The sequence below is a fragment of the Gordonia sp. Swx-4 genome (assembly GCF_030316175.1).
GTDB lineage: Bacteria > Actinomycetota > Actinomycetes > Mycobacteriales > Mycobacteriaceae > Gordonia > Gordonia alkanivorans.
On the sequence record NZ_CP128197.1, the window covers coordinates 4,393,940 to 4,417,826 of the forward strand.

The 23,887-nt window shown below is 68.1% G+C and carries 21 protein-coding genes; 5 read left to right on the top strand and 16 right to left on the bottom strand.

Going from position 1 to position 23,887, the window contains the following annotated elements; all coding sequences use genetic code 11:
• Genes PWF70_RS19885 through PWF70_RS19895 form a run of 3 tightly spaced genes read left to right on the top strand, consistent with a single transcriptional unit; the run spans position 1 to position 2,782 of the window.
• Positions 1–930: a CoA transferase subunit A gene (locus PWF70_RS19885; RefSeq protein WP_006360704.1), complete on the top strand. Its 930-nt coding sequence runs from the start codon at positions 1–3 to the stop codon at positions 928–930.
• Positions 897–1,697: a CoA-transferase subunit beta gene (locus tag PWF70_RS19890; protein WP_373278722.1), complete on the top strand. Its 801-nt coding sequence runs from the start codon at positions 897–899 to the stop codon at positions 1,695–1,697. The genes PWF70_RS19885 and PWF70_RS19890 overlap by 34 nt, the downstream gene beginning before the upstream one ends.
• Complete coding sequence (locus tag PWF70_RS19895; RefSeq protein WP_006360706.1) at positions 1,694–2,782, top strand: NAD(P)H-dependent flavin oxidoreductase; 1,089 nt, start codon at positions 1,694–1,696, stop codon at positions 2,780–2,782. The genes PWF70_RS19890 and PWF70_RS19895 overlap by 4 nt, the downstream gene beginning before the upstream one ends.
• A gap of 139 nt (positions 2,783–2,921) precedes the next feature.
• Here PWF70_RS19895 and PWF70_RS19900 read toward each other — a convergent pair whose 3' ends face one another.
• From PWF70_RS19900 to PWF70_RS19930, 7 genes are all read right to left on the bottom strand, one after another.
• Complete coding sequence (locus tag PWF70_RS19900) at positions 2,922–4,658, bottom strand: ABC transporter ATP-binding protein (RefSeq protein WP_006360707.1); 1,737 nt, start codon at positions 4,656–4,658, stop codon at positions 2,922–2,924.
• On the bottom strand, positions 4,655–6,559 hold the full coding sequence (locus PWF70_RS19905) for an ABC transporter ATP-binding protein (protein WP_286352742.1): 1,905 nt from the start codon (positions 6,557–6,559) through the stop codon (positions 4,655–4,657). The genes PWF70_RS19900 and PWF70_RS19905 overlap by 4 nt, the downstream gene beginning before the upstream one ends.
• Before the next feature lie 48 nt (positions 6,560–6,607).
• On the bottom strand, positions 6,608–7,249 hold the full coding sequence (locus PWF70_RS19910; protein ID WP_286352743.1) for a TetR/AcrR family transcriptional regulator: 642 nt from the start codon (positions 7,247–7,249) through the stop codon (positions 6,608–6,610).
• 109 nt (positions 7,250–7,358) lie between these two features.
• Positions 7,359–8,888: an aldehyde dehydrogenase family protein gene (locus tag PWF70_RS19915; protein ID WP_005197786.1), complete on the bottom strand. Its 1,530-nt coding sequence runs from the start codon at positions 8,886–8,888 to the stop codon at positions 7,359–7,361.
• Between the two features lie 303 nt (positions 8,889–9,191).
• Positions 9,192–10,349, bottom strand: a complete 1,158-nt coding sequence (locus PWF70_RS19920; RefSeq protein ID WP_286352744.1) for an acetyl-CoA C-acetyltransferase — start codon at positions 10,347–10,349, stop codon at positions 9,192–9,194.
• Between the two features lie 59 nt (positions 10,350–10,408).
• Entirely contained in the window at positions 10,409–11,233 is an 825-nt protein-coding gene (locus tag PWF70_RS19925) for an SDR family oxidoreductase (protein ID WP_286352745.1), read from the bottom strand.
• Complete coding sequence (locus tag PWF70_RS19930) at positions 11,234–12,508, bottom strand: acyl-CoA dehydrogenase family protein (protein WP_286352746.1); 1,275 nt, start codon at positions 12,506–12,508, stop codon at positions 11,234–11,236. It abuts the gene before it with no gap.
• A gap of 42 nt (positions 12,509–12,550) precedes the next feature.
• On the opposite strand from PWF70_RS19930, the gene PWF70_RS19935 reads away from it, so the two are divergent.
• Positions 12,551–14,134, top strand: coding sequence for a FadD3 family acyl-CoA ligase (locus PWF70_RS19935; protein ID WP_286352747.1), 1,584 nt, complete (start codon positions 12,551–12,553; stop codon positions 14,132–14,134).
• Between the two features lie 25 nt (positions 14,135–14,159).
• Here the strand turns inward: PWF70_RS19935 and PWF70_RS19940 are convergent, their stop codons facing one another.
• From PWF70_RS19940 to PWF70_RS19960, 5 genes are all read right to left on the bottom strand, one after another.
• Complete coding sequence (locus PWF70_RS19940; protein ID WP_154884653.1) at positions 14,160–15,047, bottom strand: type IV toxin-antitoxin system AbiEi family antitoxin domain-containing protein; 888 nt, start codon at positions 15,045–15,047, stop codon at positions 14,160–14,162.
• A gap of 101 nt (positions 15,048–15,148) precedes the next feature.
• Entirely contained in the window at positions 15,149–16,705 is a 1,557-nt protein-coding gene (gene lysS, locus PWF70_RS19945) for a lysine--tRNA ligase (RefSeq protein ID WP_051989281.1), read from the bottom strand.
• A 95-nt stretch (positions 16,706–16,800) separates the two neighbouring features.
• Positions 16,801–17,256, bottom strand: a complete 456-nt coding sequence (locus PWF70_RS19950) for a rhodanese-like domain-containing protein (RefSeq protein WP_286352748.1) — start codon at positions 17,254–17,256, stop codon at positions 16,801–16,803.
• Between the two features lie 153 nt (positions 17,257–17,409).
• Positions 17,410–18,531, bottom strand: coding sequence for an FAD-dependent oxidoreductase (locus PWF70_RS19955; protein WP_286352749.1), 1,122 nt, complete (start codon positions 18,529–18,531; stop codon positions 17,410–17,412).
• Between the two features lie 65 nt (positions 18,532–18,596).
• Complete coding sequence (locus PWF70_RS19960; RefSeq protein WP_182372973.1) at positions 18,597–19,580, bottom strand: alpha/beta hydrolase; 984 nt, start codon at positions 19,578–19,580, stop codon at positions 18,597–18,599.
• A 61-nt stretch (positions 19,581–19,641) separates the two neighbouring features.
• Between PWF70_RS19960 and PWF70_RS19965 the strand changes: the two genes are divergently transcribed.
• Positions 19,642–20,229 (top strand): TetR/AcrR family transcriptional regulator, encoded by a 588-nt coding sequence (locus PWF70_RS19965; RefSeq protein WP_286352750.1) that lies wholly within the window; start codon positions 19,642–19,644, stop codon positions 20,227–20,229.
• Between the two features lie 53 nt (positions 20,230–20,282).
• Here the strand turns inward: PWF70_RS19965 and PWF70_RS19970 are convergent, their stop codons facing one another.
• From PWF70_RS19970 to PWF70_RS19985, 4 genes are read right to left on the bottom strand one after another with little or no spacing between them, the layout of a single operon-like run.
• A complete protein-coding gene (locus PWF70_RS19970) occupies positions 20,283–21,086 on the bottom strand; it encodes a type III pantothenate kinase (protein ID WP_286352751.1) in 804 nt (267 codons plus the stop codon).
• A gap of 27 nt (positions 21,087–21,113) precedes the next feature.
• On the bottom strand, positions 21,114–21,554 hold the full coding sequence (gene panD, locus PWF70_RS19975) for an aspartate 1-decarboxylase (RefSeq protein ID WP_286352988.1): 441 nt from the start codon (positions 21,552–21,554) through the stop codon (positions 21,114–21,116).
• A gap of 2 nt (positions 21,555–21,556) precedes the next feature.
• The gene (panC, locus tag PWF70_RS19980) at positions 21,557–22,561 is read right to left on the bottom strand and encodes a pantoate--beta-alanine ligase (RefSeq protein WP_174718303.1); all 1,005 of its coding nucleotides are present in this window, start codon (positions 22,559–22,561) and stop codon (positions 21,557–21,559) included.
• Positions 22,558–23,610, bottom strand: a complete 1,053-nt coding sequence (locus tag PWF70_RS19985; protein WP_286352752.1) for a Rossmann-like and DUF2520 domain-containing protein — start codon at positions 23,608–23,610, stop codon at positions 22,558–22,560. The genes panC and PWF70_RS19985 overlap by 4 nt, the downstream gene beginning before the upstream one ends.
• Between the last annotated feature and the right edge of the window lie 277 nt (positions 23,611–23,887).

The window sequence follows — 23,887 nt, forward strand, 5'->3', positions numbered from 1 at the left end:
ATGCCGACCGACAAGACAAGCACCCTCGACGACGTCGTCGCTGAACTCCGCGACGGCATGACCATCGGCATCGGCGGCTGGGGTTCGCGCCGCAAGCCGATGGCACTGGTCCGCGCGATCGCCCGCTCGGACGTCAAGGACCTCACGGTCGTGACCTACGGTGGCCCCGACCTCGGATTACTCTGCGCCGCAGGCAAGGTGCGTCGCGCCTACTACGGATTCGTCTCCCTCGACTCCGCCCCCTTCTACGACCCGTGGTTCGCCAAGGCACGCACCAACGGCGAGATCGAGGTGCGCGAGATGGACGAGGGCATGGTCAAGTGCGGCCTCGAGGCCGCGGCCGCCCGTCTACCGTTCCTCCCGATCCGCGCCGGACTCGGCTCCGACGTCCTGAAGTTCTGGGAAGGTGAACTCAAGACGGTCCAGTCGCCCTACCCTGATGCCGACGGCCGGACCCAGACGCTGATCGCGATGCCCGCGCTGAAGCTCGACGCCGCCTTCGTCCACCTCGATCTCGCCGACGCCCACGGCAACGCCGCCTACACCGGCGTCGACCCGTACTTCGACGACCTCTACTGCGCGGCCGCCGAGCGCCGCTACCTGGAGACCGACCAGCTCGTGTCGACCGAGGTGCTCGTGAAAACCGTTCCGCATCAGCGACTCCTGCTGAACCGGATGAACGTCGACCGGGTGGTGCACACGCCCAACGGCGCCCACTTCACCTTCGCGGGTGCCGGGAGCGCAGCGAGCGGGCCCAATGTCACAGCTGACTACGGGCGGGATGAGAAGTTCCAGCAGTTCTACGTCGCCAGCGCCAAGGAACCCGACACCTGGGAGGCATTCTCCCGCAGGTTCCTCCAGGTCGACGAGGAGACCTACCAGCGCGAGGTCAGCGCATGGCAGGACGAGCAGAAGGAGGACGGACAGTGAGCACCGTCGAGAGCCAGGCCCCCGCAGAAGTGGGTCGTGCCGAGTACTGCGTCATCTCGTGTGCCGACATCTTCTCCGGTGCAGGCGAGATCATGGCGTCGCCGATGGCGCCGGTGCCCCTGCTGGGAGCCCGCCTGGCGCGCCTCACCACCGAACCAGACCTGCTGATCACCGACGGCGAGGCGCTGATCTTCGCCGACACCCCGGGCATCGGCAAGTCGGGCCCCATCGAGGGCTGGATGCCGTTCCGCAAGGTATTCGACGTCGTGGCGTCGGGCCGTCGCCACGTGGTCATGGGCGCCAACCAGATCGACCGGTACGGCAATCAGAACCTCTCCGCGTTCGGCCCGCTGCAGAAGCCGACACGCCAGATGTTCGGTGTGCGCGGCGCGCCCGGCAACACGATCAACCACCCGACGAGCTACTGGGTGCCCCGCCACTCCGCCCGGGTCTTCGGAGACTCGGTGGACATCGTCTCCGGCGTCGGCTTCGACAAGGTCGACCCGGCCAACCCGGCGTTCGACGATCTCGACATCCACCGCGTCGTCACCAATCTGGGCGTCTTCGACTTCGGCGGGGCGGATCACACGATGCGCGCGCTGTCGCTGCATCCGGGGGTCACCGCCGACGAGGTCGCAGAGAACACCGGCTTCGAGATCGAGGGTCTGGCCGACGCGCCGGAGACGCGGCAGCCCACCGCCGAGGAACTGAGCCTGATCCGAGACGTGCTCGATCCCAGGGGCGTTCGCAACAAGGAAGTCCGATGAGTCCGGCCAGGGCTGCGGGCCTGTCCACCTCGTTCACCGAACTCGTCGGGATCGAGTACCCGATCGTGCAGACCGGTATGGGCTGGGTGTCCGGGCCGTCGCTGACCTCGGCGACGTCGAACGCCGGCGGTCTCGGCATCCTGGCGTCGGCGACGATGACCTACGGCGAGCTCGAGGCGGCCATCGCCAAGACAAAGTCGTTGACCAGCAAGCCTTTCGGTGTGAACATGCGTGCCGACGCCACCGACGCACCGGAACGGATCGATCTCCTGATCCGTGAAGGCGTCAAGGTCGCGTCGTTCGCGCTCGCCCCGAAGCCCGAGTTGATCGCGAAACTCAAGGACCACGGCATCGTCGTGATCCCGTCGATCGGCGCGGCCAAGCACGCGGTGAAGGTCGCGTCGTGGGGCGCGGACGCCGTCATCGTGCAGGGCGGCGAGGGCGGCGGCCACACCGGCCCGGTCGCGACCACCCTGCTGCTGCCGTCGGTGCTCGATGCCCTGGCAGCCAAGAACATCGACATGCCGGTCGTCGCGGCCGGCGGCTTCTTCGACGGTCGCGGACTGGCCGCGGCGCTCGCCTACGGCGCCCAGGGCGTCGCGATGGGTACCCGCTTCCTGCTGACGTCGGACAGCGCGGTCCCCGACTCGGTCAAGCACGAGTATCTGCAGCGCGGGCTCAACGACACCGTCGTCTCGGTGAAGGTCGACGGTATGCCCCACCGCGTGCTGCGTACCCCGCTCGTCGAGGCACTCGAGAGCGGCAGCCCGGTGAAGGCGCTGTTCGCCGCCGCGCGAAATGCCAACGAGTTCAAGCAGATGACCGGCATGCGCTGGACCACCATGCTCAGAGACGGTCGCACGATGAAGAAGTCGGGCGAACGCACGTGGCAGCAGGTCATCATGGCCGGGAACACCCCGATGCTGCTGAAGGCCGGTCTCGTCGAGGGCGACACCCGCGCGGGTGTCCTCGCCTCGGGTCAGGTCGTCGGCATGATCGAGGACCTGCCCAGCTGCGACGAGCTGATCCAGTCGATCATGCACCAGGCCCACGAGCGGTTGAAGACGCTCGGGTCGCTGGGTTGAGCAGAATCGCTACTTCGGGCCACCCCTCTGCTGCCTGAGGTGCGAGCGGAGCGAGCCACGAAGGGCCGCCGACGTCATGTCAGCAGGCCTTCGTGGCTCGTCGCTTTCGCTCCTCGCACCTCAGGCAGCGAGGGTCGGGCTACTTCGCCGCCGTGAGCGTCCAGCCGGCGGCTGCGGTGCGCTGGTTCCAGAACTCCATGTAACGGCCACCGCGGCTGAGCAATTCGTCGTGGGTGCCGATGTCGTCGACGCCGCCCGCGTCGTCGAGGACGACGATCTGGTCGGCGGCGGTCACGGTCGACAGCTTGTGCGCGATGACGAGCACGGTGCTGCGGTCGGCGAGGCGGCGGATGGATTCCGCGACGTGCGCCTCGTTCTCCGGGTCGAGGGCGGATGTCGCCTCGTCGAAGAGCACGATCGGGGCGTCCTTGAGCAGCGCGCGTGCGATCGAGACACGTTGGCGCTCACCACCGGACAGGGCCGACCCGCCTTCGCCGACCACGGTCTGCCAGCCATCGGGCAGACGCTCGACGATGGACGTGACGCCGGCGGTCTCGGCAGCCGCGCGGATCTCGTCGTCGGTGGCGTCGGGGCGACCGAGTTTGATGTTCTCCCAGAGGGTGTCGTCGAAGAGGTAGACGTCCTGGAAGACCTGCGACAGCTGGCCCATCAGTGCGCCGGTCTCCTGGTCGCGGACATCGGTGCCCCCGACCTTCACCGAACCGCCGTCGACGTCGTAGAACCGGGCGATCAGCCGGAAGATGGTCGATTTGCCCGAACCGGACGGTCCGACGAGTGCGGTCATCGTGCCCGGCTGCGCCCGCACGGACACGTCCCGCAGCACCGGAGTGCCGTTCTCGTAACCGAAAGCGACGTGGGACAGTTCGACCGCGCCCGGCTCGGTGATCGGCTTCGGCTGATCCGGGACGGGCATGCGGTCGGTGTCGAGGACACCGGTGATGCGGTTGATCTCGTCGGTCGACATGCGCAGCGTCGAACCGAGCTCGGCGAGTTCGCCGATCGGGCCGAAGAAGCGGGCCGCGAGTCCGAACACCGCGACGAGCAGGGCAGGCTCGATGTGGCCGGCCACCGCGAGCCAGGCACCGAGGGCGAGGACCGCGCTGAACACGACCTGGACCGACAGGCCGTTGAGCAGGATGCCGAGGATCGATCGCCAGAGCATCGACTTGCCCACGCGCGCTTGCTGACCGAGCGCCTCGGCCAGCGGTGCGTGAGCGGAGTCGGCGGCGCCGAAGGCACGCAACACCGCCTGGCAACGCGCGTACTCCAGCACCCGGTTGTTGACCTTCACGGCCTCGGCCCGCTTGCGGCGCTCGGCCTTCGCCAGGAACCGGCTGGACAGTTTGCCGATGTACATGAGAACCAGCGTTCCAGCGACCATCAGCAGGCCGATGCGCCAGTCGAACAGGCAGATCCCGATCACCACGACCACCGAGCTGACCGTGTTCACGACGACCGGCGTGATGTAGTGCGCACCGGTACTGCCGACGAACATCGTTCCCTTGACGGCGATCTGCGAGACGTCGCCGATGCGTTCGCGGGTGAACCAGCCGAGAGGCAGCGTCACCATGTGATCGCCGAGCCGGTGATGCAGCATACGCATCGCGTACAGGGCCATCGTCATGCCCTTGAGGGACTGGACGTAGGCGCTGACCGTGCAGATCAACACCAGAACGGCCAACGGCCACAACCACTTCGCGGCGGCCGAGAGGTCACCGTCGAGGAGGTTCTCGGTGATCGGGACGAGCGTGAGCATCGCGAGTCCCTGGGCGACGCCGTAGAGGACGACCCAACTCAGGAAGACGACCATCCGGGCGCGCTCGGAACCCAGGATCGTGTAGAAACCGCGGATCATCGCGCCACCTCGTCACTTCCGACCACGCCGAGCGCGATCTTCTCGTCCTGCCGGGTGGTGCCGGCCTCGTAACTGGCCCACATCGACGCGTACAGACCGCCGTTGGCGACCAGCTCGTCCTGACGTCCCTGTTCGACGACGCGCCCGCGGTCCAGCACGACGATGTTGTCCGCGTGGGTGATCGAACCGAGCCGGTGTGCGATGACCAGAACCGTCCGCCCGACCATCAGCGCACCGATGGCCTGCTGGATCTGCGCCTCCGACTCCGGGTCGGCGAAGGCGGTCGCCTCGTCGAGAACGAGGATCGGGGTGTCCGCGAGCAGTGCGCGAGCGATCGAGACGCGTTGCGCCTCACCGCCGGAGAAGTGTGCACCGTCGCCGACGACGGTGTCGTAACCGTCGGGCAGTTCCAGGATGCGCTCGTGGATCTGGGCCGCACGAGCGGCGTCGTGGACCTGCTCCTCGGTGGCCTCGGGCCGACCGAGACGGATGTTGTCCCGGACAGACATCGTCAGCAGCTGCACGTCCTGCAACACGAAGCCGACGTGGCGGTAGAGCTCGGTGGGAGCGATGTCGCGGACGTCGACGCCGCCGATGCGCACCGATCCGGAGTCGGGATCGCCGAAACGCGGCAGCAGGGTCGCCAGCGTCGACTTGCCGCTGCCCGACGGCCCGACCAGCGCGGTCACGGTGCCTTCGGCGAGTTCGACGCTGACGCCGTCGAGCGCCTTCACCCCGGACGGCACGCCGAGACGCGGCGGATAGGTGAAGTGCACGTTGTCGATTCGCACGTCGTGGCCGGCGGGGACCTGTGGGTTCTCGGGGATGGTCAGTTCGGGTTCGGCGAGCAGGTCGGCGATGCGCAGTGCCGCAGCCGAGGCCTGCTGACGGGTGTGGACCGCCGTCGAGACGGTGAGCAGCGCAGTCGGCAGGATCATCGCGATCAGCGTCGAACCGACCAGCTCGATCGGCGTGACCCAGCCCTTGTCGACGAACCAGTAGCCGACACCGAGGTTGACCAGCAGGATCAGCGGAGCGGAGATCAGGACCGTCGTGATGGCCTGCACGCGCAGCATCGGGCCCATGTAGCCGGCGAAGTCGTCGTTGAACTCGTCGGCGGCATCGATAAAGCGACGGTGGGCCTTTCCGGTCTGCCCGAACGTCTTGACCACCGCGACGCCGGCGATGAACTCGACGATGGTGGCGCTGATCCGGGCCACACCCTTGTCCATCTTCTCCATCTCGGCGGTCAGGTCACGCGCCATGTAGGAGTAGGTCAGGGCGTACAGCGGCACGGTGGCCAGCGCGAGCAGACCGAGTCGCCAGTCGAGGACGAAGCAGTAGATCAGCGCGAAGATCGGCGACAGGACCGCCGCGGTCGCCTCGACCTGGGCATGGGCGACCAGGTAGTGCAGGTCCGCGACGTCGTTCTGCACCGATTTGCGCACCGCACCGGAACTGGTGCGGCTGAACCAGCCGAGCGGGAGCCGACCCAGCTTGTCGGCGATGCGGATTCGGAGTTGTGCCTGGAGGTCGAGGTCGGCGAAGTGGGTGATCGCCAGCGCGAGGAACGCGAACAGGGCCCGCGCCGCGAGCCCGCCGACGACGAGCCACACGACCAACCACACGCGGCCGGTGTCGGTGGGTCCCGACGCCAGCAGCGTGCGACCGAGTTCGACGATGCCGATGAAGGGCACTACCGTGGCCGCCGAGGCGAAGATCTGGACGAACTGGGCGAGAACGGTGCGCGTCTTCACCGGTGCCAGCACATCGGCGAGAGCCGCCGCCTTGGCCTTGGCCTCCGCACGGGCCTTGATCCGCGCGGCCTTCGGATCGTCGGGCGCGTCCCCGGGCTCCGGAGTCGGCGCAGGTGCGGCCACTTGTGTTCCGCCAATTGTCATAGCCGCACCTTATCGGCCGCCGGCCGCCGTAGGAAAAGGTACCCTAACTTACTGCGGTCGGCGGGGCAGGATGCCGTCCAGGACTATCGACAGATATTGGTCGGCGATCGACTCGACGGTCATCGGACCTCCCGGGCGGTACCAGCGCACGGCCACCCACACGGTGTCGCGCATGAAGCGGTAGACCAGTTCGACATCGAGATCCGGACGGAACTCACCGTCGTCGACACCACGCTGCAGGACCGCGTGCCACAGCTGGCGGAACTCGACGTTCAGCTCGCCGATGTAGCCGAAGCGCTCCTGCCCCGACAGCCGCTTGGCCTCGTCCTGGTAGATCGCGACCGCGTTGCGTTCCGCGTCGATGGACTCGAACGACGCCACGACGAGCCCGCGGAGCGTCTCGCTTGCCGGGAGTCCCGCTCCGGCGATCTCGCGGTAGCGGGCGAACAGGTCGTCGAGGAATCGGCGCAGGATCTCGTCGACCATCGACTCCTTCGAGTCGAAGTGGTGATAGAGGCTTCCCGACAGGATTCCCGCGGCGTCGGCGATGTCGCGAACCGTCGTCGAACGCAGGCCGTTCTCGGCGAACATCCGCCCGGCGGTGGCGAGCAACTCGTCGCGGCGCGACGAACGGACGGCGGTGTCGGCGCCGGCTTTGTCATTGGTCTTCGTCTGGCCACGTGGGGACACGCATCCTCCTGGAGAGTCTGCCCATCACCCTAGCAAGCGCTTGGCCGGGTACGTCGTACGACGAACCCGGCCAAGCGGAGTTGCTATGCGCAGGTCATGCGCGGCGGTGTCACGCGCCCAGGCGCTTGCGCACCTTCTTGATCGCGCGGGAGTTGAAGAACTTGAACAGTTTGAGCTGCTGATCGGTCATCTTCGAGTCCTTGGCCAGGAACGGCGGGGACATCATCTCGGCGACGGTGAGCGGCAGCGTCGAGAACGCGACCGCGCGGGCGTGGCTGAAGGTCTCGAAGCCGGTCTTGCCGTGGTAACCGCCCATGCCGGAACGTCCGACGCCACCGAACGGCAGGTCACCGCTGAACAGGTGGATGGCGAAGTCGTTGCCGTTGATCGAACCGCTGCGGGTGTTGTCGGCCAGCTTCTCGAAGCGGTCGTTGCGATCGCCGCACCAGTACATGGTCAGCGGATGCGGGTGCGACGCGATGTGGCTGATGACCTCGGACAGCTCACGGTACGGGTACACAGTCAGCACCGGACCGAAGACCTCGTCCTCCTCGATCTTCATGCCGGCCTTGACGCCGGTGAGCAGCGTCGGCGGGATCTTGCGACGCTCGGCGTTCGGCAGCGGCTCGCCGCCGGGGATGACCTGGCGTTTCTCGGCGCCCAGCTCGACGGCGTCGTCGATGAGGCCGACGATGCGATCGAAGTTCTTCTGGTTGATCGTCGCGGTGTACTGGTCGTTGTCGTAGATCGTCGGGAAGTGCTCGGTCCAGCGGGCGACGACCTTGTCGGTGAACTCGCCGAGCTTGGCCTCCGGGACGAAGACGTAATCGGGGCACAGGCACACCTGGCCGCCGTTGACCAGGCGGGCGTCGGCGAGCATCTTCGCGGCCTTGTCGATGTCGGCGTCGAGGTCGACCACGGCCGGGTTCTTGCCACCGAGTTCCAGGGTGACCGGGATCAGGTTCTTGGCGGCCTCCTGGGCCACCGAGGCGCCGACCTCGGGCGAACCGGTGAAGAACATGTGGTCGACCTTCAGCTTCGCGAAGTCCGAGCCCGAACCGTGCTTCGAGGTGGCGACAGCCAGTTCCTCGATGGAGAAGTAGTCCGGCGCGTACTTGGCGATGACGTCGGTGGTCCTCGCGGTGATCGACGACGGGCGCAGGATCACGCGGTTACCCGCGGCGAAAGCCGATCCGGCGGGGACGATCGTCAGCTGCAGCGGGAAGTTCCAGGGACCCATGATGCCGACGACGCCGAGCGGGTCGTGGCGGACGCTCTGCTTGTACCCCAGCAGGCCCTGGACCTTGGCGTACTTGGTCTCGCCCATCCACTCTTTGACGCCACGACGCTGGTGCGTGAGGTCGATCATGCAGCCGGCGACGTCGGCGGCCAGCGACAGCTCGCGCGGACGCGAACCGTAGTCCTCGGTGAGCGCCGCGGCGATCTCGTCCGAGTGGTCGAGCAGTAGCGCGGCCAGACGGGTGATGCGGTCGATGCGGGTGTCGGCGTCGGGGATGCCGTCACGGAGGAACGCGGCCCGCTGGATCTCGACGAGCTCGGTCAGTGTGTGCTCTTCGGACGAGACGCCGCGCTTTGCGATCGGCGCCCCGGTGCTGGTGTGCTCAGCAGGCTTTGTCATCGAGATCCCCTCAGGTAGTTCTTGCTGCAGGTCGGACGTGCGGCGATGTGGACTTTGAAACAAAAAAGTCCGCTTGTCCCACACCATAGTATGCGCCAGATCACACGTGCATGTGGGCACGTCGGTTGCCAGAAGGGTACGACCGGTACGGCGATAGGTCGAGACCTCGCCCGAGAGGATGTCCGGGGAGGTCCCGACCTTTCGGTTGGAACGTGTCAGTTCGCGCTGGCAATCAGCTGAGCCGTTCGATGATCGTGACGTTGACGGTCCCGCCGCCCTCACACCCGCGGCTGACCGCCTATCTCAGCCGAGCCGTTCGATGATCGTGACGTTGGCGGTCCCGCCGCCCTCACACATCGTCTGGAGGCCGTAGCGGCCGCCGGTGCGCTCGAGTTCGTTGAGCAGGGTGGCGAACAGCTTGGCGCCGGTGGCACCGAGCGGGTGGCCGAGGGCGATGGCTCCGCCGTTGGGGTTGACCTTGGCCGGGTCGGCGCCGGTCTCCTTGAGCCAGGCGAGCACGACCGGAGCGAAGGCCTCGTTGATCTCGACGACGTCGATGTCGTCGATCGACAGGCCGGTCTTGTCGAGCGCGTGCTTGGTGGCGGGGATCGGTGCGGACAGCATCATCACCGGGTCGTCGCCACGGACCGACATGTGGTGGATGCGGGCGCGCGGGGTCAGGTTGTGTTCCTTGAGGGCGCGTTCGGAGACCACGAGCGTGGCCGACGCGCCGTCGGCGATCTGCGAGGCGACGGCGGCGGTGAGGCGCGAGCCCTCGGCGAGGACCTGCAGGCCGGCCATCTTCTCCAACGACGTCTCGCGCGGGCATTCGTCGACGACGCAGTCACCGAATGCGACGTTCTCCTTGTCGAACTTGCCGGCGGCGATCGCGGCCCGGGCGCGCTCGTGCGACTGCAGAGCCCAGCGCTCCATGTCCTCGCGGCTGATGTCCCACTTCTCGGCCATCATGTCGGCACCAACGAACTGCGAGATCTGCGAATCACCGAAGCGTTCCTGCCAGCCCTTGGATTCGGCTGTGGGCGTGGTGAATCCGAACTCCTTGCCGGAGATCATGGCCTGCGAGATCGGGATCGCACTCATGTTCTGCAGGCCGCCGGCGACGACGATGTCCTGCGTGCCGCTCATGACGCCCTGCGCGGCGAAGTGGATGGCCTGCTGACTCGATCCGCACTGGCGGTCGACGGTTGTGCCGGGCACCTCGAGCGGCAGACCGGCGGCGAGCCATGCGGTGCGGGCGACGTTTCCGGCCTGACCGCCGATGGTGTCCAGGCAGCCGAAGACGACGTCGTCGACGGCGGCCGGGTCGATGCCGGTGCGCTCGACGAGCGCGGAGATGATGTGGGCGCCGAGGTCGGCGGGGTGGGCCTTGGCGAGCGAGCCGTTGCGCTTGCCGACCGGGGTGCGGATCGCGTCGACGATGTAGGCCTGCGGTGTGGACATGAGCGGTACTCCTTGGTCTTTCGGGTAAGTCGTGGTCAGGCGCCGTCCAGGAACTGGACTCAGGCCCTCTGGCTGGAGATCGAGACGACCTCGCCGGTGAGATAGGTGGTGTAGTCGCTGGCGAGCATGGCGACGGTCGCGGCGACCTCCCACACCTCGGCGGCGCGTCCGTACGCCTCGCGGGAGGCGAGCTCGTCGAGCAGATCGTCGCTGGTGACCTTGGCGAGGAAGGGGTGCTTGGCGATCGACGGCGCGATCGCGTTGATGCGCACGCCCACGTCGGCGGCTTCGAGTGCGGAGCAACGGGTCAGCGCCATGACGCCGGCCTTCGCGGCGGCGTAGTGGGCCTGTCCGCGCTGGGCGCGCCAGCCGAGAACCGAGGCGTTGTTGACGATCACGCCGTTGTGTTCGACGGAACCGAAGTAACGCAGTGCGGCTCGGGTGGCGCGGAAGGTGCCGGTCAGCGTGATGTCGAGGACGCGGTCCCACTCCTCGTCGGTCATCTCGGCGACCGGGGTCTCGCCGCCGAGTCCGGCGTTGTTGACCAGGACATCGATGCGGCCGAGTTGCGTTGCGGCGTCAACGATCAGGGCGTCGACCTCGGCGGTCTCCTGCACGTTGCAGGTGCGCTGGGTGACGGTGCGCTCGGGGAACTCCGCGGCCAGCTTCTCCGCCGCTTCCCCGAGACGGCGTTCGTGCCAGTCGGAGACGAGGACATCGGCGCCTTCGAGGAGCGCACGACGCGCGGAGGCGAAGCCGATGCCGGTACCGGCGGCCGCGGTGACGACGACCTTCTTGCCCAGCAACAGGTTGTGACCGGGGGTTTCGGCGGGTGGGGTGGCGAGCGGTGAGATCACTTGGGTACCTGCATCCGTTGCGGTCATTCAGCGTGCCTCTCGGGGAAGGCCGAGCACCCGCTCGGCGATGATGTTGCGCTGCACCTCGTTCGAGCCGCCATAGATGGTGTCGGCACGGGTGAAGAGGTACAGCCGTTGCCATTCGTCGAGTTCGACGTGCTCGGGATCGGCGATGTCGTTGGTCTGCCCCTCCGCGGTCGCGTCGGGTCCGATCAGGGTCGGCGCGCCGACGACGTCCATCGCCAGCTCGCCGAGGTCGCGATGCCAGTTGGCCCACAGCAGCTTCGACACCGATGCGGCGCCTGCCTGACTCGTCACGTCGCCGTCGAGTGTCCGCTGCGCATGTGCGCGCATCACTTTCAGCCCGATGTCGGCGCGTGCGAGACGCGAGGCGAGTTCGGGGTCGTCGACCGCACCGTTGGCCCGGGCCACCTCGGTGAGGTTCTCCAGCTCGCGCGCGAAACCGACCTGCTGACCCAGCGTCGACACGCCGCGCTCGAACTGCAGCAGACCCATGGCGACCTTCCAGCCGTCGCCGGGTTCGCCGACGATCAGGTCGGCGTCGGTCTCCGCGTCGTCGAAGAAGACCTCGTTGAATTCCGATGTGCCGGTGAGCTGCTGGATGGGTCGCACGGTGACGCCGGGCTGGTCGAGCGGGACCAGAAGGAAGCTGAGGCCGGCATGCCGCGCCGACCCCTTCTCGGTACGCGCGATCACGAACACCCACTGCGCGACATGGGCGAGCGAGGTCCAGATCTTCTGCCCGTTGATGATCCACTTGCCGCCTGTGTCACCGCCTTCCTGCAGGCGGGCGGTGGTCGAGACGCCCGCGAGGTCGGAGCCGGCGCCGGGTTCGGAGTAACCCTGCGACCAGAGTTCGGTGACGTCGACGATGCCCGGCAGGAACCGCTTCTTCTGCTCGTCGGTGCCGTACTCGATGAGCGTCGGCCCGAGGAGTTCCTCGCCCAGGTGGTTCACGCGGGCGGGCGCGTTCGCGCGGGCGTACTCGCGGTGGAAGACGATGCGCTGCTCGAGGGTCGCGCCTCGGCCGCCGTATTCGGTCGGCCAGCCGATGCAGGTCCAGCCCGCCCTCGCGAGGTGCCGGTCCCATTCGAGCCGCTCGGCGAAGAACTCGTGCTCGCTGCCCGGCCCGCCACGTCCCTTCAGATGTGCGAAGTCGCCCGCGAGGTTCTCGTCGAGCCACGACCGCACAGCGGCAGCGAACTCGTCGGCGGCGTTCGGCGTCGACTTGGCCCATTCACCCAGGTCGACACCACGATCCGCAAGGTTGATCGAGGTCATGGCGCTAGCATAACCCACCAAGCAAGTGCTAGGTTGGGCCGCATGGCGCAGACCTCCCGGACAGGGACTCTCTCCGTGACGACGACGCCGGCCGCGTTGCAGCGTGCAGCACGCAGCTGGCCTGACGGTATCGCCATCGTCGACGGGCAGTGGGCCCCTTCGACAGATCGGCAGCTCGAACTGACGTGGTCGCAGATCCACGACGCGGTGCGCACCTTCGCCGCATCGCTCATCGCCTCCGGCATCGAGGCGGGCGACCGCGTGGCGATCTGGTCGCCGAACAGCTACCACTGGCCGATCGCCGCCCTCGGCGTCCACTACGCCGGCGCGACACTGGTCCCCCTGAACACCCGCTACACCGCGGGCGAGGCCATCGAGATCGTCGAACGCTCCGGCGCGCGCGGGATCGTCGTGTCGGGTGAGTTCCTGGGCGCCGACCACGCGGCCGAGCTGCTACGCGACCACCGCGACCAGCTGCCGGATCTGGTGATCCGGGTGCCGCTGTCCGGCGGGTCGCCGACCCCCGACGGCGCGGTGGACTGGGACGACTTCCTGACGCGCGAGACCGCTGACGCGCTGACAGAGGCGGATCGCCGAGCCGAAGCGATCTCCCCCGACGATCTCTCCGACATCCTGTTCACCTCCGGCACCACCGGAAAGTCCAAAGGCGTCATGGCCACCCACCGGCAGACGCTTTCCGGCGCGCACGCCTGGGGTTCCAACGGCGGCCTGAACCCGGACGACCGCTATCTGATGGTCAACCCGTACTTCCACACCTTCGGATACAAGGCAGGCATCCTGCCGAGCGTGCTGTTCGGCGTGACCATGCTGCCGCTGGCGGTGTATTCGCCGCAGCAGGCGATGGAGCTCGTCTCCGACCAGCACGCCACGGTCTTCCCCGGCGCCCCGACCATCTTCCAGACCATCCTCGACGACCCGAAGCGCTCCGACTACGACCTCTCCAGCCTGCGACTCGTGGTCACCGGGGCGTCGATCGTTCCGGTGGTGCTCATCGAACGACTCCAGACAGAACTCGGCATCGAGACCGTGATCACGGCCTACGGACTGACCGAGGCCAGCGGTTTCGTCTCGACGTGCACGCCCGATGACGATGACGAGACCGTCGCCAACACCTGTGGGCGCGCGTTCGAGGGCATGGAGATCAAGCTCGGCGACAACGGCGAGGTCCTCGCCCGCGGCGACATGGTGATGCTCGGATACCTCGACAACCCGGAGGCCACCGCAGAGACCATCGACGCCGATGGTTGGCTGCACACCGGCGACATCGGGACCATCGACGAGCACGGCAACCTCAAGATCACCGACCGGCTCAAGGACATGTACATCTGCGGCGGATTCAACGTCTACCCCGCCGAGATCGAGCAGACCCTCGCCCGCCTCGACGGTGTTACCGAGTCGGCCGTGGTCGGCGTCCCCGATGACCGGCTCGGCGAGGTCGGCCGCGCCTACCTGACCGTCCGCAAGGACGCCGAACTCGACGAGGAGAAGGTCATCGCCTTCGCCAAGCAACACCTCGCCAACTTCAAGGTGCCCCGCTCGGTGGTGTTCGTCGACGAGTTCCCGCGCAACGCCTCGGGCAAGATCCTCAAGCGCAATCTCCCCTAGACGGATTTCGTAGAGATAATGCGCTCTATGCGCCTGTGTTTTCTACCGATCGCAGGCGGAGGGCGGTGCGGATCTGCGCGAGCACCCAGTTCGGCCGAGTGGTGACGTCGCGCCACGTGAACCGCAGAACGGTCCAACCGTTGGCAACGAGCACGTTCTGACGGGTCCGGTCGTGCTGGAACGCCTTCGCATCGCTATGGAAGGCCATTCCGTCGATCTCGATGTCGACACGTTCGGCCTCGAAAGCGATGTCGAGTACGTACCCGCAAGCGGGCACGTTGGTCTTCCACCCGCAGAGGCCCGACGACCGGAGGAGGCGGACGGTGATGCGCTCGGCCTCCGACCGTGCACCCGACGACATCGCCTCGAGCATGGCGCGGGCACGCGGTGAACCACGACGCCCCGCGTTGCGCCGCTGAACGGCGTCGAGGTCGGCCAGCTTGACCCGCTTCTTCAGCAGTGCCGAGTCCATCACCTTGACTCCCACATCCACCGCGGCGTCGAGGACCGTGAGCTCGCAGCTCGTCACGGTGAGGCCGTCGACCTCGGTGAGGTCTCGGGTGTCGAGCGTCCGGTGCCAGACGTTCGCTCCCTCGATGGGATCGCCATGGCGTCCACGGGGCGCGATCACTGTCACCGACTCGGGCGCCGCGTCGATGAGGCCATGCCACCAGGCCGCAGATCCGCTGGCGAGTGCCGCGCCTGGCCCGGCCCGTAGGACGGCGAGTCGCGCGGTCATCCGGTCGTCGACGAGTCGGTCGGCAACGCGGAACACGCCACGCGCCTCGCGAACCCACTCCCCCGTCGCGACCCGATGACGCACCCCATCCGCTGTGATCCCACACTCGCGCAGGTGCGTCGTACCGAAGACTCCGTCATGTGCCGCGATCATCGCGCGCAGGTCCTGAGGCATGCATCATCAGACGCACGCCGACCCTGCGCGGTTCCCCACCCCACAAATCCGTAGAAGCTACATGGATATAGCGTCCATAACTTCTACGAAATCCAAAACGGCTAGGTGCGGGGCTTCACCAGCGGGAAGAGGATGGTCTCGCGGATGCCGAGGCCGGTGAGGGCCATCAGGAGGCGGTCGATACCCATGCCGGTGCCGGTGGTCGGGGGCATGCCGTACTCCATCGCGGCGAGGAACTCCTCGTCGAGGACCATCGCCTCGTCGTCGCCGGCGGCTGCGAGGCGGGCCTGGTCGACGAAGCGTTCGCGCTGGATGACGGGGTCGACGAGCTCGGAGTACCCGGTGGCCAGCTCGAAGCCGCGGACGTAGAGGTCCCACTTCTCGACGACGCCGGTCACCGAGCGGTGCGAACGCACGAGTGGAGAGGTCTCGACCGGGAAGTCGCGGACGAACACCGGCTGGTCCAGCTTCTCGCCGACCATGTGCTCCCACAGCTCCTCGACGAGCTTGCCGTGGCCGTAGCCCTTGTCCTTGGGGATCTCCAGGCCGACACGCTCGGCGATCGCCAGCAGCTGCTCGACGGTGGTCTCGTCCGGATTGCCGGCGGGCACGATCTCCTCGCCGAGCGCCTCCGACAGCGACGGGTACATCTCCAGGGAGGTCCACTCGCCGGACAGGTCGTAGGTCGAACCGTCGGGCATGGTCGGGGTCTGGGTACCCAGCGCGGCCTGCGAAACCTCTTGCACGAGTTCGCGGATCATCTTCGCGGAGTCGTCGTAGGTACCGTAGGCCTGATAGGTCTCCAGCATCGCGAACTCGGGCGAGTGAGTGGAGTCGGCGCCCTCGTTGCGGAAGTTGCGGTTGATCTCGAAGACACGCTCGATGCCGCCGACCACGCAGCGCTTGAGGAACAACTCCGGTGCGATGCGCAGGTACAGGTCCATGTCGAAGGCGTTGGAGTGCGTGACGAACGGGCGCGCCGCGGCACCGCCGTGCAGCGTCTGCAGCATCGGGGTCTCGACCTCGAGGAATCCCCGACGGCCCAGTGCCGCACGGAGTTCGGCCATCACCTTGATGCGGGTGCGGGCGGTTTCGCGGGCCTCCGGGCGCATGATGAGGTCGACGTAGCGCTGACGCACCCGGGTTTCCTCGTTCATGTCCTTATGGGCAACCGGCAACGGCCGCAACGACTTCGACGCCATTTGCCAGCCATCGGCCATCACCGACAGCTCGCCGGTGCGCGAGCTGATGACCTCGCCGGAGATGAAGACGATGTCGCCGAGGTCGACGTCGGACTTCCAGCGGCCCAGCGCTTCCTCGCCGACGCCGTTGAAGCTGACCATCGCCTGGAGCTGCGTGCCGTCGCCCTCCTGGAGGGTCGCGAAGCACAGCTTGCCCTTGTTGCGCAGGAAGATCACGCGCCCGGAGACACCGACGTGCTGACCGGTCTCGGTGCCGGCCTCGAGGTCGGGGTAGGCGGCGCGGATCTCGCCGAGAGAGTGGGTGCGCGGAATCGAGACCGGGTACGCCTCGCGACCCTCGGAGAGGATGCGCTCGCGCTTCTCGCGTCGGATTCGCAGCTGCTCGGGAGTCTGGTCGTCGGCGTCCGTGGTCTTCTCGGCCGCGGTGGAAGCGGCACTGGTCGGGCTGTCACTCACCCCACGCACACTATCGGGGCCGGTCACCGACTCCCAACTCGCCGCACCTGCTGTGACAGCCGCGACAGGGACGGGCCAGGGACGTACGGACCGGCTCAGCTCTCGTGCGCGGAGATCATGGCGAGCTCGTCCGGGTGGATGCGGCCGTTGACCTTGGCCTGACGCATCCGGCGATGCCCACCGACGACGAACACCGCACCGTGGACGCCCCGCGCCTGCAGGTGCCAGGCCAGCCACTCGGCCTCGTGACCGTCCTCGCTGACGAGGATCCAGCGGGAGTCGGTTCGGGCCGCGGTCAGCGACTCGGAGGTGCCGGGGGTGAGGCGGTCGAGGACCTCGACGGCGTCGATGGCGAGCGCGCCGAACAGTGCGCCGTCGATCTGGCGTCGTCGATGCGAGCGGACGTCCACCGGGGTGGCCCCCTCGGCGACGGCCTTCTTGTAGTCGCCGACCAGTAGCGACAGGGGCGCAGCGGGGGCCGGGGCGACGGTCGGCGCGGTCGCGGCGAAGACGGTGCGGGACAGAACAGGGGTGGCAACCGAAGCGGTCATGAGAGGGAGTCCTCAGGTGATCGAAAACGAGCGGGGAGCGCGAAGTAGGGCAGCCGCGGATGCGGAACTAGCCCTGACAACACTCCTGACAGCTCTTGATCACGGCGACGAGTATGCCACAGGTCAGCGCGCCGGACCAGACTCCGGTGACGATCACCGCACGGGCGGTTGCCAATCCTGAATGCGTCGCAACCGAGCGTTGAGCACCGCGTCCGGGGCGGCCCGCATCGCCAGATCACGCAACCGGACCGCGGGCGCCGACCTCCACTGCCCGACCTTCCCGACGGCGGACGCCTGACGCGCGATGCGTTGGGTACGCCGCCGACGGAGACGGTCGTAGGTTCGCAGAGCGTCGTCGACGTCTGCCCCTGCTCGGCCCAGTAGTGCGGTGAGGGTCGCCGCGTCCTCCATCGCCTGGTTGGCACCCTGCCCGAGATTCGGCGTCATCGCGTGGGCGGCGTCGCCGACGAGCACGCATCGGCCCCGCACGAAGGAGGACAGCGGCCGCGCGAGCTCTTCGATGGGCAGCACCCCGACGTCCACCGGATCGGTCGCGTCGAGGATCTCCCCGATGGGCGCATGCCACGACGAAAAGCGTTGTCGCACTTGGTCGAAGCCGCCCGTTTCGACACCCGCGTCGTAGTTGACCGCGGCGAACCAGTAGACGTGTCCGTCTGGTAGCGGCGCGATGCCGAACCGTTGTCCGCGCCCCATCGTCTCGCCCGCCGCGTCGGGGGCGACGGGCCGCGCCGTGATGGCGCGCCACGCGACGTAGCCGCGGTAGGCCACGCCCGGGTCGGAGGTGACCGCGGGACGCACCCGACTCCGCAGACCGTCAGCTCCGACGATCAGGTCGCAACCGTCGATCGTGGTGTCGTCGTCGAACCGGACGGTCCTGCCGCACACCTCGCGCACGCCGGTTCCGGTCCGGATCTCGACGCCCGATCCGAGCCTGCCGAGGAGCGCCTCGTGGAGGTCGCCGCGCCGCACGACGCGGAGGTCCTCCATCGCCGACGGGTCGAAGCGGGTGAGCCATCGGCCGTCGGGACGACGGGTTCCGTTCAGGGTGGGCGAAACCCCGGGCGCCTCGGGGACCACCGATCGCAGCCCCAGCGACTCCAGCGCCTGCAGCCCGTTGCCGAACAGGCTGAGCCCCGACCCTCCCCCACGAACCTCGGGCGCACGCTCGATCACGATCACCTCCGCGCCCGACGACGACAGCCCGGCCGCCGTACACAGACCGGCGATGCCCGCGCCGACCACGGCGACCTTCACGACGTTCTCCTCCGCATGGAGAAGAGGCTAGATCGCCGAACGCCGTCCGCAATCCTGCTCGGCGACTACTGCCTGTGTTCGGCTGACCCCGACTCCGCAATCCCGGCCTCGATCAACTCGGCGCCGAGTGTCCGCAGACGCCCGGCCAGCTCGTCGACGCCCGGTTGCTCGACCGGGAAGTGACCGCAGCCGGTGAGCAGGTGGATGTCGGTTCGCGCTGCGATCCGTTGTGCGAACCGGATGCTGATCTCCGGCGGTGTCCAGGTGTCGGCCGCCGGATGAACCAGCACCACCCGTGGCCCCCGATAGTCCTCCGGCACGGGAACCTCGTGGGTCATCAGGTCCGCCAGGAAACCCAGAGAGACAACCGAACCCGCCCCACGCGGATCGTCGATGCAGGCCTGCGCGAGCTCCGGGTTCAGACTGATCCTCGACATCGGCGCGACCCAGCGGATCGGGAACCGCAGGCGGGCAAGCTGCCCGACCCGCGCCGCGGTCGACATCAGCGGGAGCAGGCGGGCCAGTATCGGGGTCCGAGCGGCCGCCCGACGCGCCGCCGGATCGCCGGCAAGATCGAGCAAGCAGGTGGCCACGACCGCAGCGACGGAGGAACCGCGCGCGGCCACCTCGTATCCGAGCATCCCGCCCAGACTCGCACCGAACACGACGATCGGCCGCGGGTCGCGCTCCGACTCGCGGGCGATCAGGTCACCGATCAGATCGACCCAGTCCTGATAGCGGACCCGGCCGGGTTCGGGAACCCGCGTTCGCCCGTACTGCGGCAGATCGGGTGCCAGAACGTCGTACCCCTCACCGGCCAGCACGGCCCCCAGCGGCCAGACGAGTTCGCCATGTCCGCCGCCCCCGTGCAGTAGGAGCACCCGTAGCGGCGCCGCCGGTCGCGACGCACGCCGGATGTGGACGTCGACGGGTCCCGCCGGGCGCGTCTCGCTCGCCGGCCACCTCCACCACGACGACGTGGCCTCGACGCCCGCGGCGGTGGAACGCCAGGGTTCGGGCAGGAAGCGTATGTACGATTCGGAAGTCACCCATCAATCGTCGGGCGCTGGCGGAGACCGGCACAACTCGCATTCACCCAGAATCTCGAACATGCGCAAAAAACCACGGCAACAACGCTCTTCGTTCACCGTCGAGGTGATCCTGGAGGCGACGACTCAGCTTCTGGACACCGAGGGCGATGCTCTGACCACCAACCGGATCGCCGAGACCGCCGGGGTTTCGGTCGGTTCGATCTATCAGTACTTCGGCGACAAACAGGCAATCTTCGACGAGCTGGCGGCGCGTCATCTCGTCGCAGCGGAGGCGAAGATGGTGGCCGTGCTCGACGCACATCCGGTCCGACCGGCCACCTGGCCGACCGTGCTGAGCGAGGTGGTCGCCGTCGCAGTCGCCGAGAATTCGACTCACGGTCGGGCACATGGCCGGCTCCGCGAACTGGCGAGCCCCGGGGTCGTCGGCGAGCTGTATGCCGGCTTGGCGACCCGCCTCATCGCGCGGCTGAGCGATCACCTCGTCGCCGACGGATGGACCCCGGACGACGCGGTGGCCGATCTGCGCCTCGTGTTCCCTGCCATCGATGCGCAGATCCACCAGCTGACCGGCACCGGACTCGAGGCCGCCGAACTGGCCGAACAGATCGTGGCGTACACCGAAGGGGCACTACGGGGTCGGCGGTGAGGTCTTCGAAGACTTCGCGGGCGACGTAGCGTTCCAGGCAGCCGATGGTGGGATTACTTGCCGCGACGCGGATTCGCCTTCGAGCGCTCGTGGACGAGGCGCAGTCCTTCGAGGGTCAGGTGCGGGTGGTGGTCGGTGAGGGACCGGCATTCGTCGTACATGAGCGGGGCGAGGTATCCGGTGGCGACCACGGTGACGTCGTCGCCGTCGAAGCCGGGCACGGTGTCGCAGACGCGGTCGACGAGGGCGTCGACCTGGCCGGCGAAGCCGTACAGGATGCCCGACTGCAGGGCTTCGACCGTGTTCTTGCCGAGCACGCTGCGCGGCGGCATCAACTCGACCTTGCGCACGGTCACGGTGTGCTCGGAGAGCGCCTCGACCGCCAGGTTCACGCCGGGGGCGATGGCGCCGCCGAGGAATTCCCCCTTTGCCGACACGGCGTCGACGACGGTCGCGGTACCGAAGGCCACGACGATGCAGGGCCCGCCGTATTCGTGATGTGCGGCAAGGCAGTTGGAGACGCGGTCGGTGCCGACCTCCTTGGGGTTGTCCACCAGCAACGGAACACCGGTTCGCACACCGGGTTCGAGCAGGATGTGCGGGCCGTCGCCGAAGTAGCGGGGCAGCATGACCCGCAGCTCGCGCAGCAACGACGGCACCGTCGACAGTGCACTGACGCCGGTGACCTGCTCGATGTCGGAGCCGAGCATGCCGCGGAAGACCCAGGCGAGTTCGTCGGCGGTGTAGTGCGGGTCGGTGTGGATGCGCCAATCACGCACCAAACGTGCGTGATCCCCGGTCCCGGCATACGCGCCGAGGTGGATGTTGGTGTTGCCGACGTCGACGGTGAGCAGCATCGATGGGCTCCGTGTCGTTCGCCGGCGTCAGACCGTCGCGTCGGCGAAGACCGGGCCGTCGAGCTGCCGCGGGTCGAGCAGGCCCGAGCCCTCGGGTGCGTGGGCCGGGTCATCGCCGGCTTCGAGGATCCGGTTGCGGTCGTCGACGAAGACGACGTTCGGCGCGTACTCCTTCAGCTCGGCCTCGTTCAGCATGCCGTAGGCGATGATGATGACGAGGTCGCCGGGGTGCACGAGATGCGCTGCGGCACCGTTGATCCCGATGACACCGCTGCCGCGCTCACCGGCGATCGCATAGGTCACCAAACGTGCGCCGTTGTCGATGTCGACGATCGTGACCTGTTCGCCCTCGAGCAGTCCCGCGGCGTCGAGCAGATCCTGGTCGATCGTCACCGAACCGACGTAGTGCAGGTCCGCCTGGGTCACGGTGGCGCGGTGGATCTTCGAAGTCATCATGGTGCGCAGCATGGTCATCGTCCCTCTGTCGTGGTGGTGGCGGCGTTGTTCCAGGCGATTTCTTCTTCGAGTGCGGCGAGCCCGCCGACGTTCACGCCGACGTTGTCGATGAGACGCGCCGTTCCGAGGCGCGCGGCGACGAGCAGCCGTGCGGCCCCCTTCTCCGGCGCCTCCTCCAGCTGACGGCCGCGAAGAGCGAGGTACTCGACATCGATCTCGGGGACGGTGTCGAGCACCGACCGGGCCGCCGCGACGATTGCGTCCCGACCACCCTCGGCGGAATGGGCGCCGGCGACCAGCGCGGCCGACAGCGTCGTGGCCAGCTCGCGCTGCTCGGGCGTCAGGTAGCGGTTACGCGACGACATCGCCAACCCGTCGGATTCGCGGACGGTCGGGACGCCGACGATCTCGACGTCGAGATCGAGGTCGGTGACCATCTGCTTGATCAGCACGAGCTGCTGATAGTCCTTCTCACCGAAGAAGGCGGCGTTGGGTCCGACGATGTTGAGCAGCTTGAGAACCACCGTCAGCATCCCGGCGAAATGGGTCGGGCGCGAGATGCCGTCGAGGATTCCACCGGCCTCGCCGGGGTGCACCATCGTCCGCTGTCCGTTGGGGTACATCGACGCGGCATTGGGCGCGAAGACGAGCTCGACACCGAGCGGCTCGAGCAGCGCGAGGTCGGCGTCGAGGGTGCGCGGGTACGCGTCGAGGTCCTCGTTGGCGCCGAACTGCAGCGGGTTGACGAAGATCGAGACGACGACAACCGTGTTGCCCTTGGCCTTCGCCGCCCGCACGAGTTGCAGGTGGCCGGCGTGCAGGGCACCCATCGTCGGGACCAGGACCACCCGCTTGCCCGCGGCGCGCAGCGCGCGGGTCACCCGGGTGAGGGTCGCCGGTTCGCGGTGCACGGTCATCTGACCGGCCTTGTAGGTCGGCGTCTCGTCGGGCGGGACACTCACGGCATCTCCTTTGATCGGCGGTGTCTGATCGGTGGTCCGGAGCTCGGCGGTGCTCATCGCCCGTCCAGGAAGTCGAGGAGCGCGGCCGGGGCGTCGGTGCGCTCGGCGGCGCGGCGGGCGAGGGTCCGGTACGCCTCGGCGATCCCGTGGTCGCCGGACCCGCCGGGCACGGCGCGCAGTGCGTCGAGGTGACGGCGGACGGCCTCGGCGTCGCCGCGGGCCACCGGACCGGTGAGCGCCGACGGGCCAAGTTCGAGCACGTTGTTCAACGACGCGGTCACGAGTGGGGTGAGAATGCGTTCGGCGAGCCGCGTGCCGCTTCCGTCGACGGTCGCGGCGTCGCGTCCGGAGTGGTCGATCGCGACGTTCAGCGCGGCCACAGCGTCGGAGATCAGCGCGATCAGGTGATTCGCGCCGTGGGCGAGTGCCGCGTGGTAGAGCATGCGGTCGGCTTCGGCGATCCGTACCGGTTCCCCGCCCATCTCCAGGACGAGCGACGACGCGATGGCCTCGCCGACGGGGTCGGCGGCGGTGACCGCGAAGCAGGCATTGGTCAGGCGCGCGGTGTCCTCAGCGGAGCCGACGAAGGTCATCGCGGGATGCAGCGCCAGTCCGAGAGCGCCGCGTGCGGTCACCGGCGCGAGGATGTCCACGCCCTGGGCGCCGGCGGTATGGGCGACGATCGTGCCGGGACGCAGCGCACCCGATGCCGCGATCTCGTCGATCACCGCGCTCAGCCGGGCGTCCGGCACGCTCAGCAGCAGCAGCTCCGAACGGGCGACGACGGCCTCGAGGTCGAGGATCTCGGACTCGGGGAGACGCTGGGCGGCGCGGGCCCGCGACTGCGGCGACCGCGCGACGACCGCGCCGACGACGTGGCCGGCCTTCTCGAGCGCCTCGCCGAGCGCGGTTCCCACACGACCGGCCGAGACGATGCCGACCGTGAGGCGGGCGGGTGCAGGCAGGTTCGAGGTACCGGGAAAAGGATCGGACCGGACCGGATACGGGCGGTCACCGAAAGCGTCCTCGGCAGTGCTGCCGTGGGCGTCGTCGCCACCGGTCTGCCGTGCGAACGGCACGCCGGGATCACCGATCGGTGAGGTCACCGCTGTCCTCCATGGTTCGTTCCAGTCCCGCCTTCGCCGGATTCCGCGTGGATGAAGTTCTCTCCACGGCGGCCTCGGCACGGGTACCAGACGTTGCAGAGCAAGGGTAGGACTCTCGCGGCGGTCCGGGCCAACTGTGTGACAGGTGTCACCCGGGGCTCTCGTCCGCCGCCGACGGCGAGTTGACGGCCGTCGGTGTCCGTCGGCCGACAGACCCAGCTGTGACCTGGGCCGAACCGGCGTACGCTGAGGCCCGTCCTAGGCGTTCATCGCTCCA

What these genes read in the sequence shown, in the direction of transcription:
- PWF70_RS19885 (WP_006360704.1), top strand. Translation starts at nt 1, where the DNA reads ATGCCGACCGACAAGACAAGCACCCTCGACGACGTCGTCGCTGAACTC.
- PWF70_RS19890 (WP_373278722.1), top strand. Translation starts at nt 897, where the DNA reads ATGGCAGGACGAGCAGAAGGAGGACGGACAGTGAGCACCGTCGAGAGC.
- PWF70_RS19895 (WP_006360706.1), top strand. Translation starts at nt 1,694, where the DNA reads ATGAGTCCGGCCAGGGCTGCGGGCCTGTCCACCTCGTTCACCGAACTC.
- PWF70_RS19900 (WP_006360707.1), bottom strand. Translation starts at nt 4,658, where the DNA reads ATGATCCGCGGTTTCTACACGATCCTGGGTTCCGAGCGCGCCCGGATG.
- PWF70_RS19905 (WP_286352742.1), bottom strand. Translation starts at nt 6,559, where the DNA reads ATGACAATTGGCGGAACACAAGTGGCCGCACCTGCGCCGACTCCGGAG.
- PWF70_RS19915 (WP_005197786.1), bottom strand. Translation starts at nt 8,888, where the DNA reads ATGACAAAGCCTGCTGAGCACACCAGCACCGGGGCGCCGATCGCAAAG.
- PWF70_RS19920 (WP_286352744.1), bottom strand. Translation starts at nt 10,349, where the DNA reads ATGTCCACACCGCAGGCCTACATCGTCGACGCGATCCGCACCCCGGTC.
- PWF70_RS19925 (WP_286352745.1), bottom strand. Translation starts at nt 11,233, where the DNA reads ATGACCGCAACGGATGCAGGTACCCAAGTGATCTCACCGCTCGCCACC.
- PWF70_RS19930 (WP_286352746.1), bottom strand. Translation starts at nt 12,508, where the DNA reads ATGACCTCGATCAACCTTGCGGATCGTGGTGTCGACCTGGGTGAATGG.
- PWF70_RS19935 (WP_286352747.1), top strand. Translation starts at nt 12,551, where the DNA reads ATGGCGCAGACCTCCCGGACAGGGACTCTCTCCGTGACGACGACGCCG.
- PWF70_RS19940 (WP_154884653.1), bottom strand. Translation starts at nt 15,047, where the DNA reads ATGCCTCAGGACCTGCGCGCGATGATCGCGGCACATGACGGAGTCTTC.
- PWF70_RS19950 (WP_286352748.1), bottom strand. Translation starts at nt 17,256, where the DNA reads ATGACCGCTTCGGTTGCCACCCCTGTTCTGTCCCGCACCGTCTTCGCC.
- PWF70_RS19965 (WP_286352750.1), top strand. Translation starts at nt 19,642, where the DNA reads ATGCGCAAAAAACCACGGCAACAACGCTCTTCGTTCACCGTCGAGGTG.
- PWF70_RS19970 (WP_286352751.1), bottom strand. Translation starts at nt 21,086, where the DNA reads ATGCTGCTCACCGTCGACGTCGGCAACACCAACATCCACCTCGGCGCG.
- panD (WP_286352988.1), bottom strand. Translation starts at nt 21,554, where the DNA reads ATGCTGCGCACCATGATGACTTCGAAGATCCACCGCGCCACCGTGACC.
- panC (WP_174718303.1), bottom strand. Translation starts at nt 22,561, where the DNA reads ATGAGCACCGCCGAGCTCCGGACCACCGATCAGACACCGCCGATCAAA.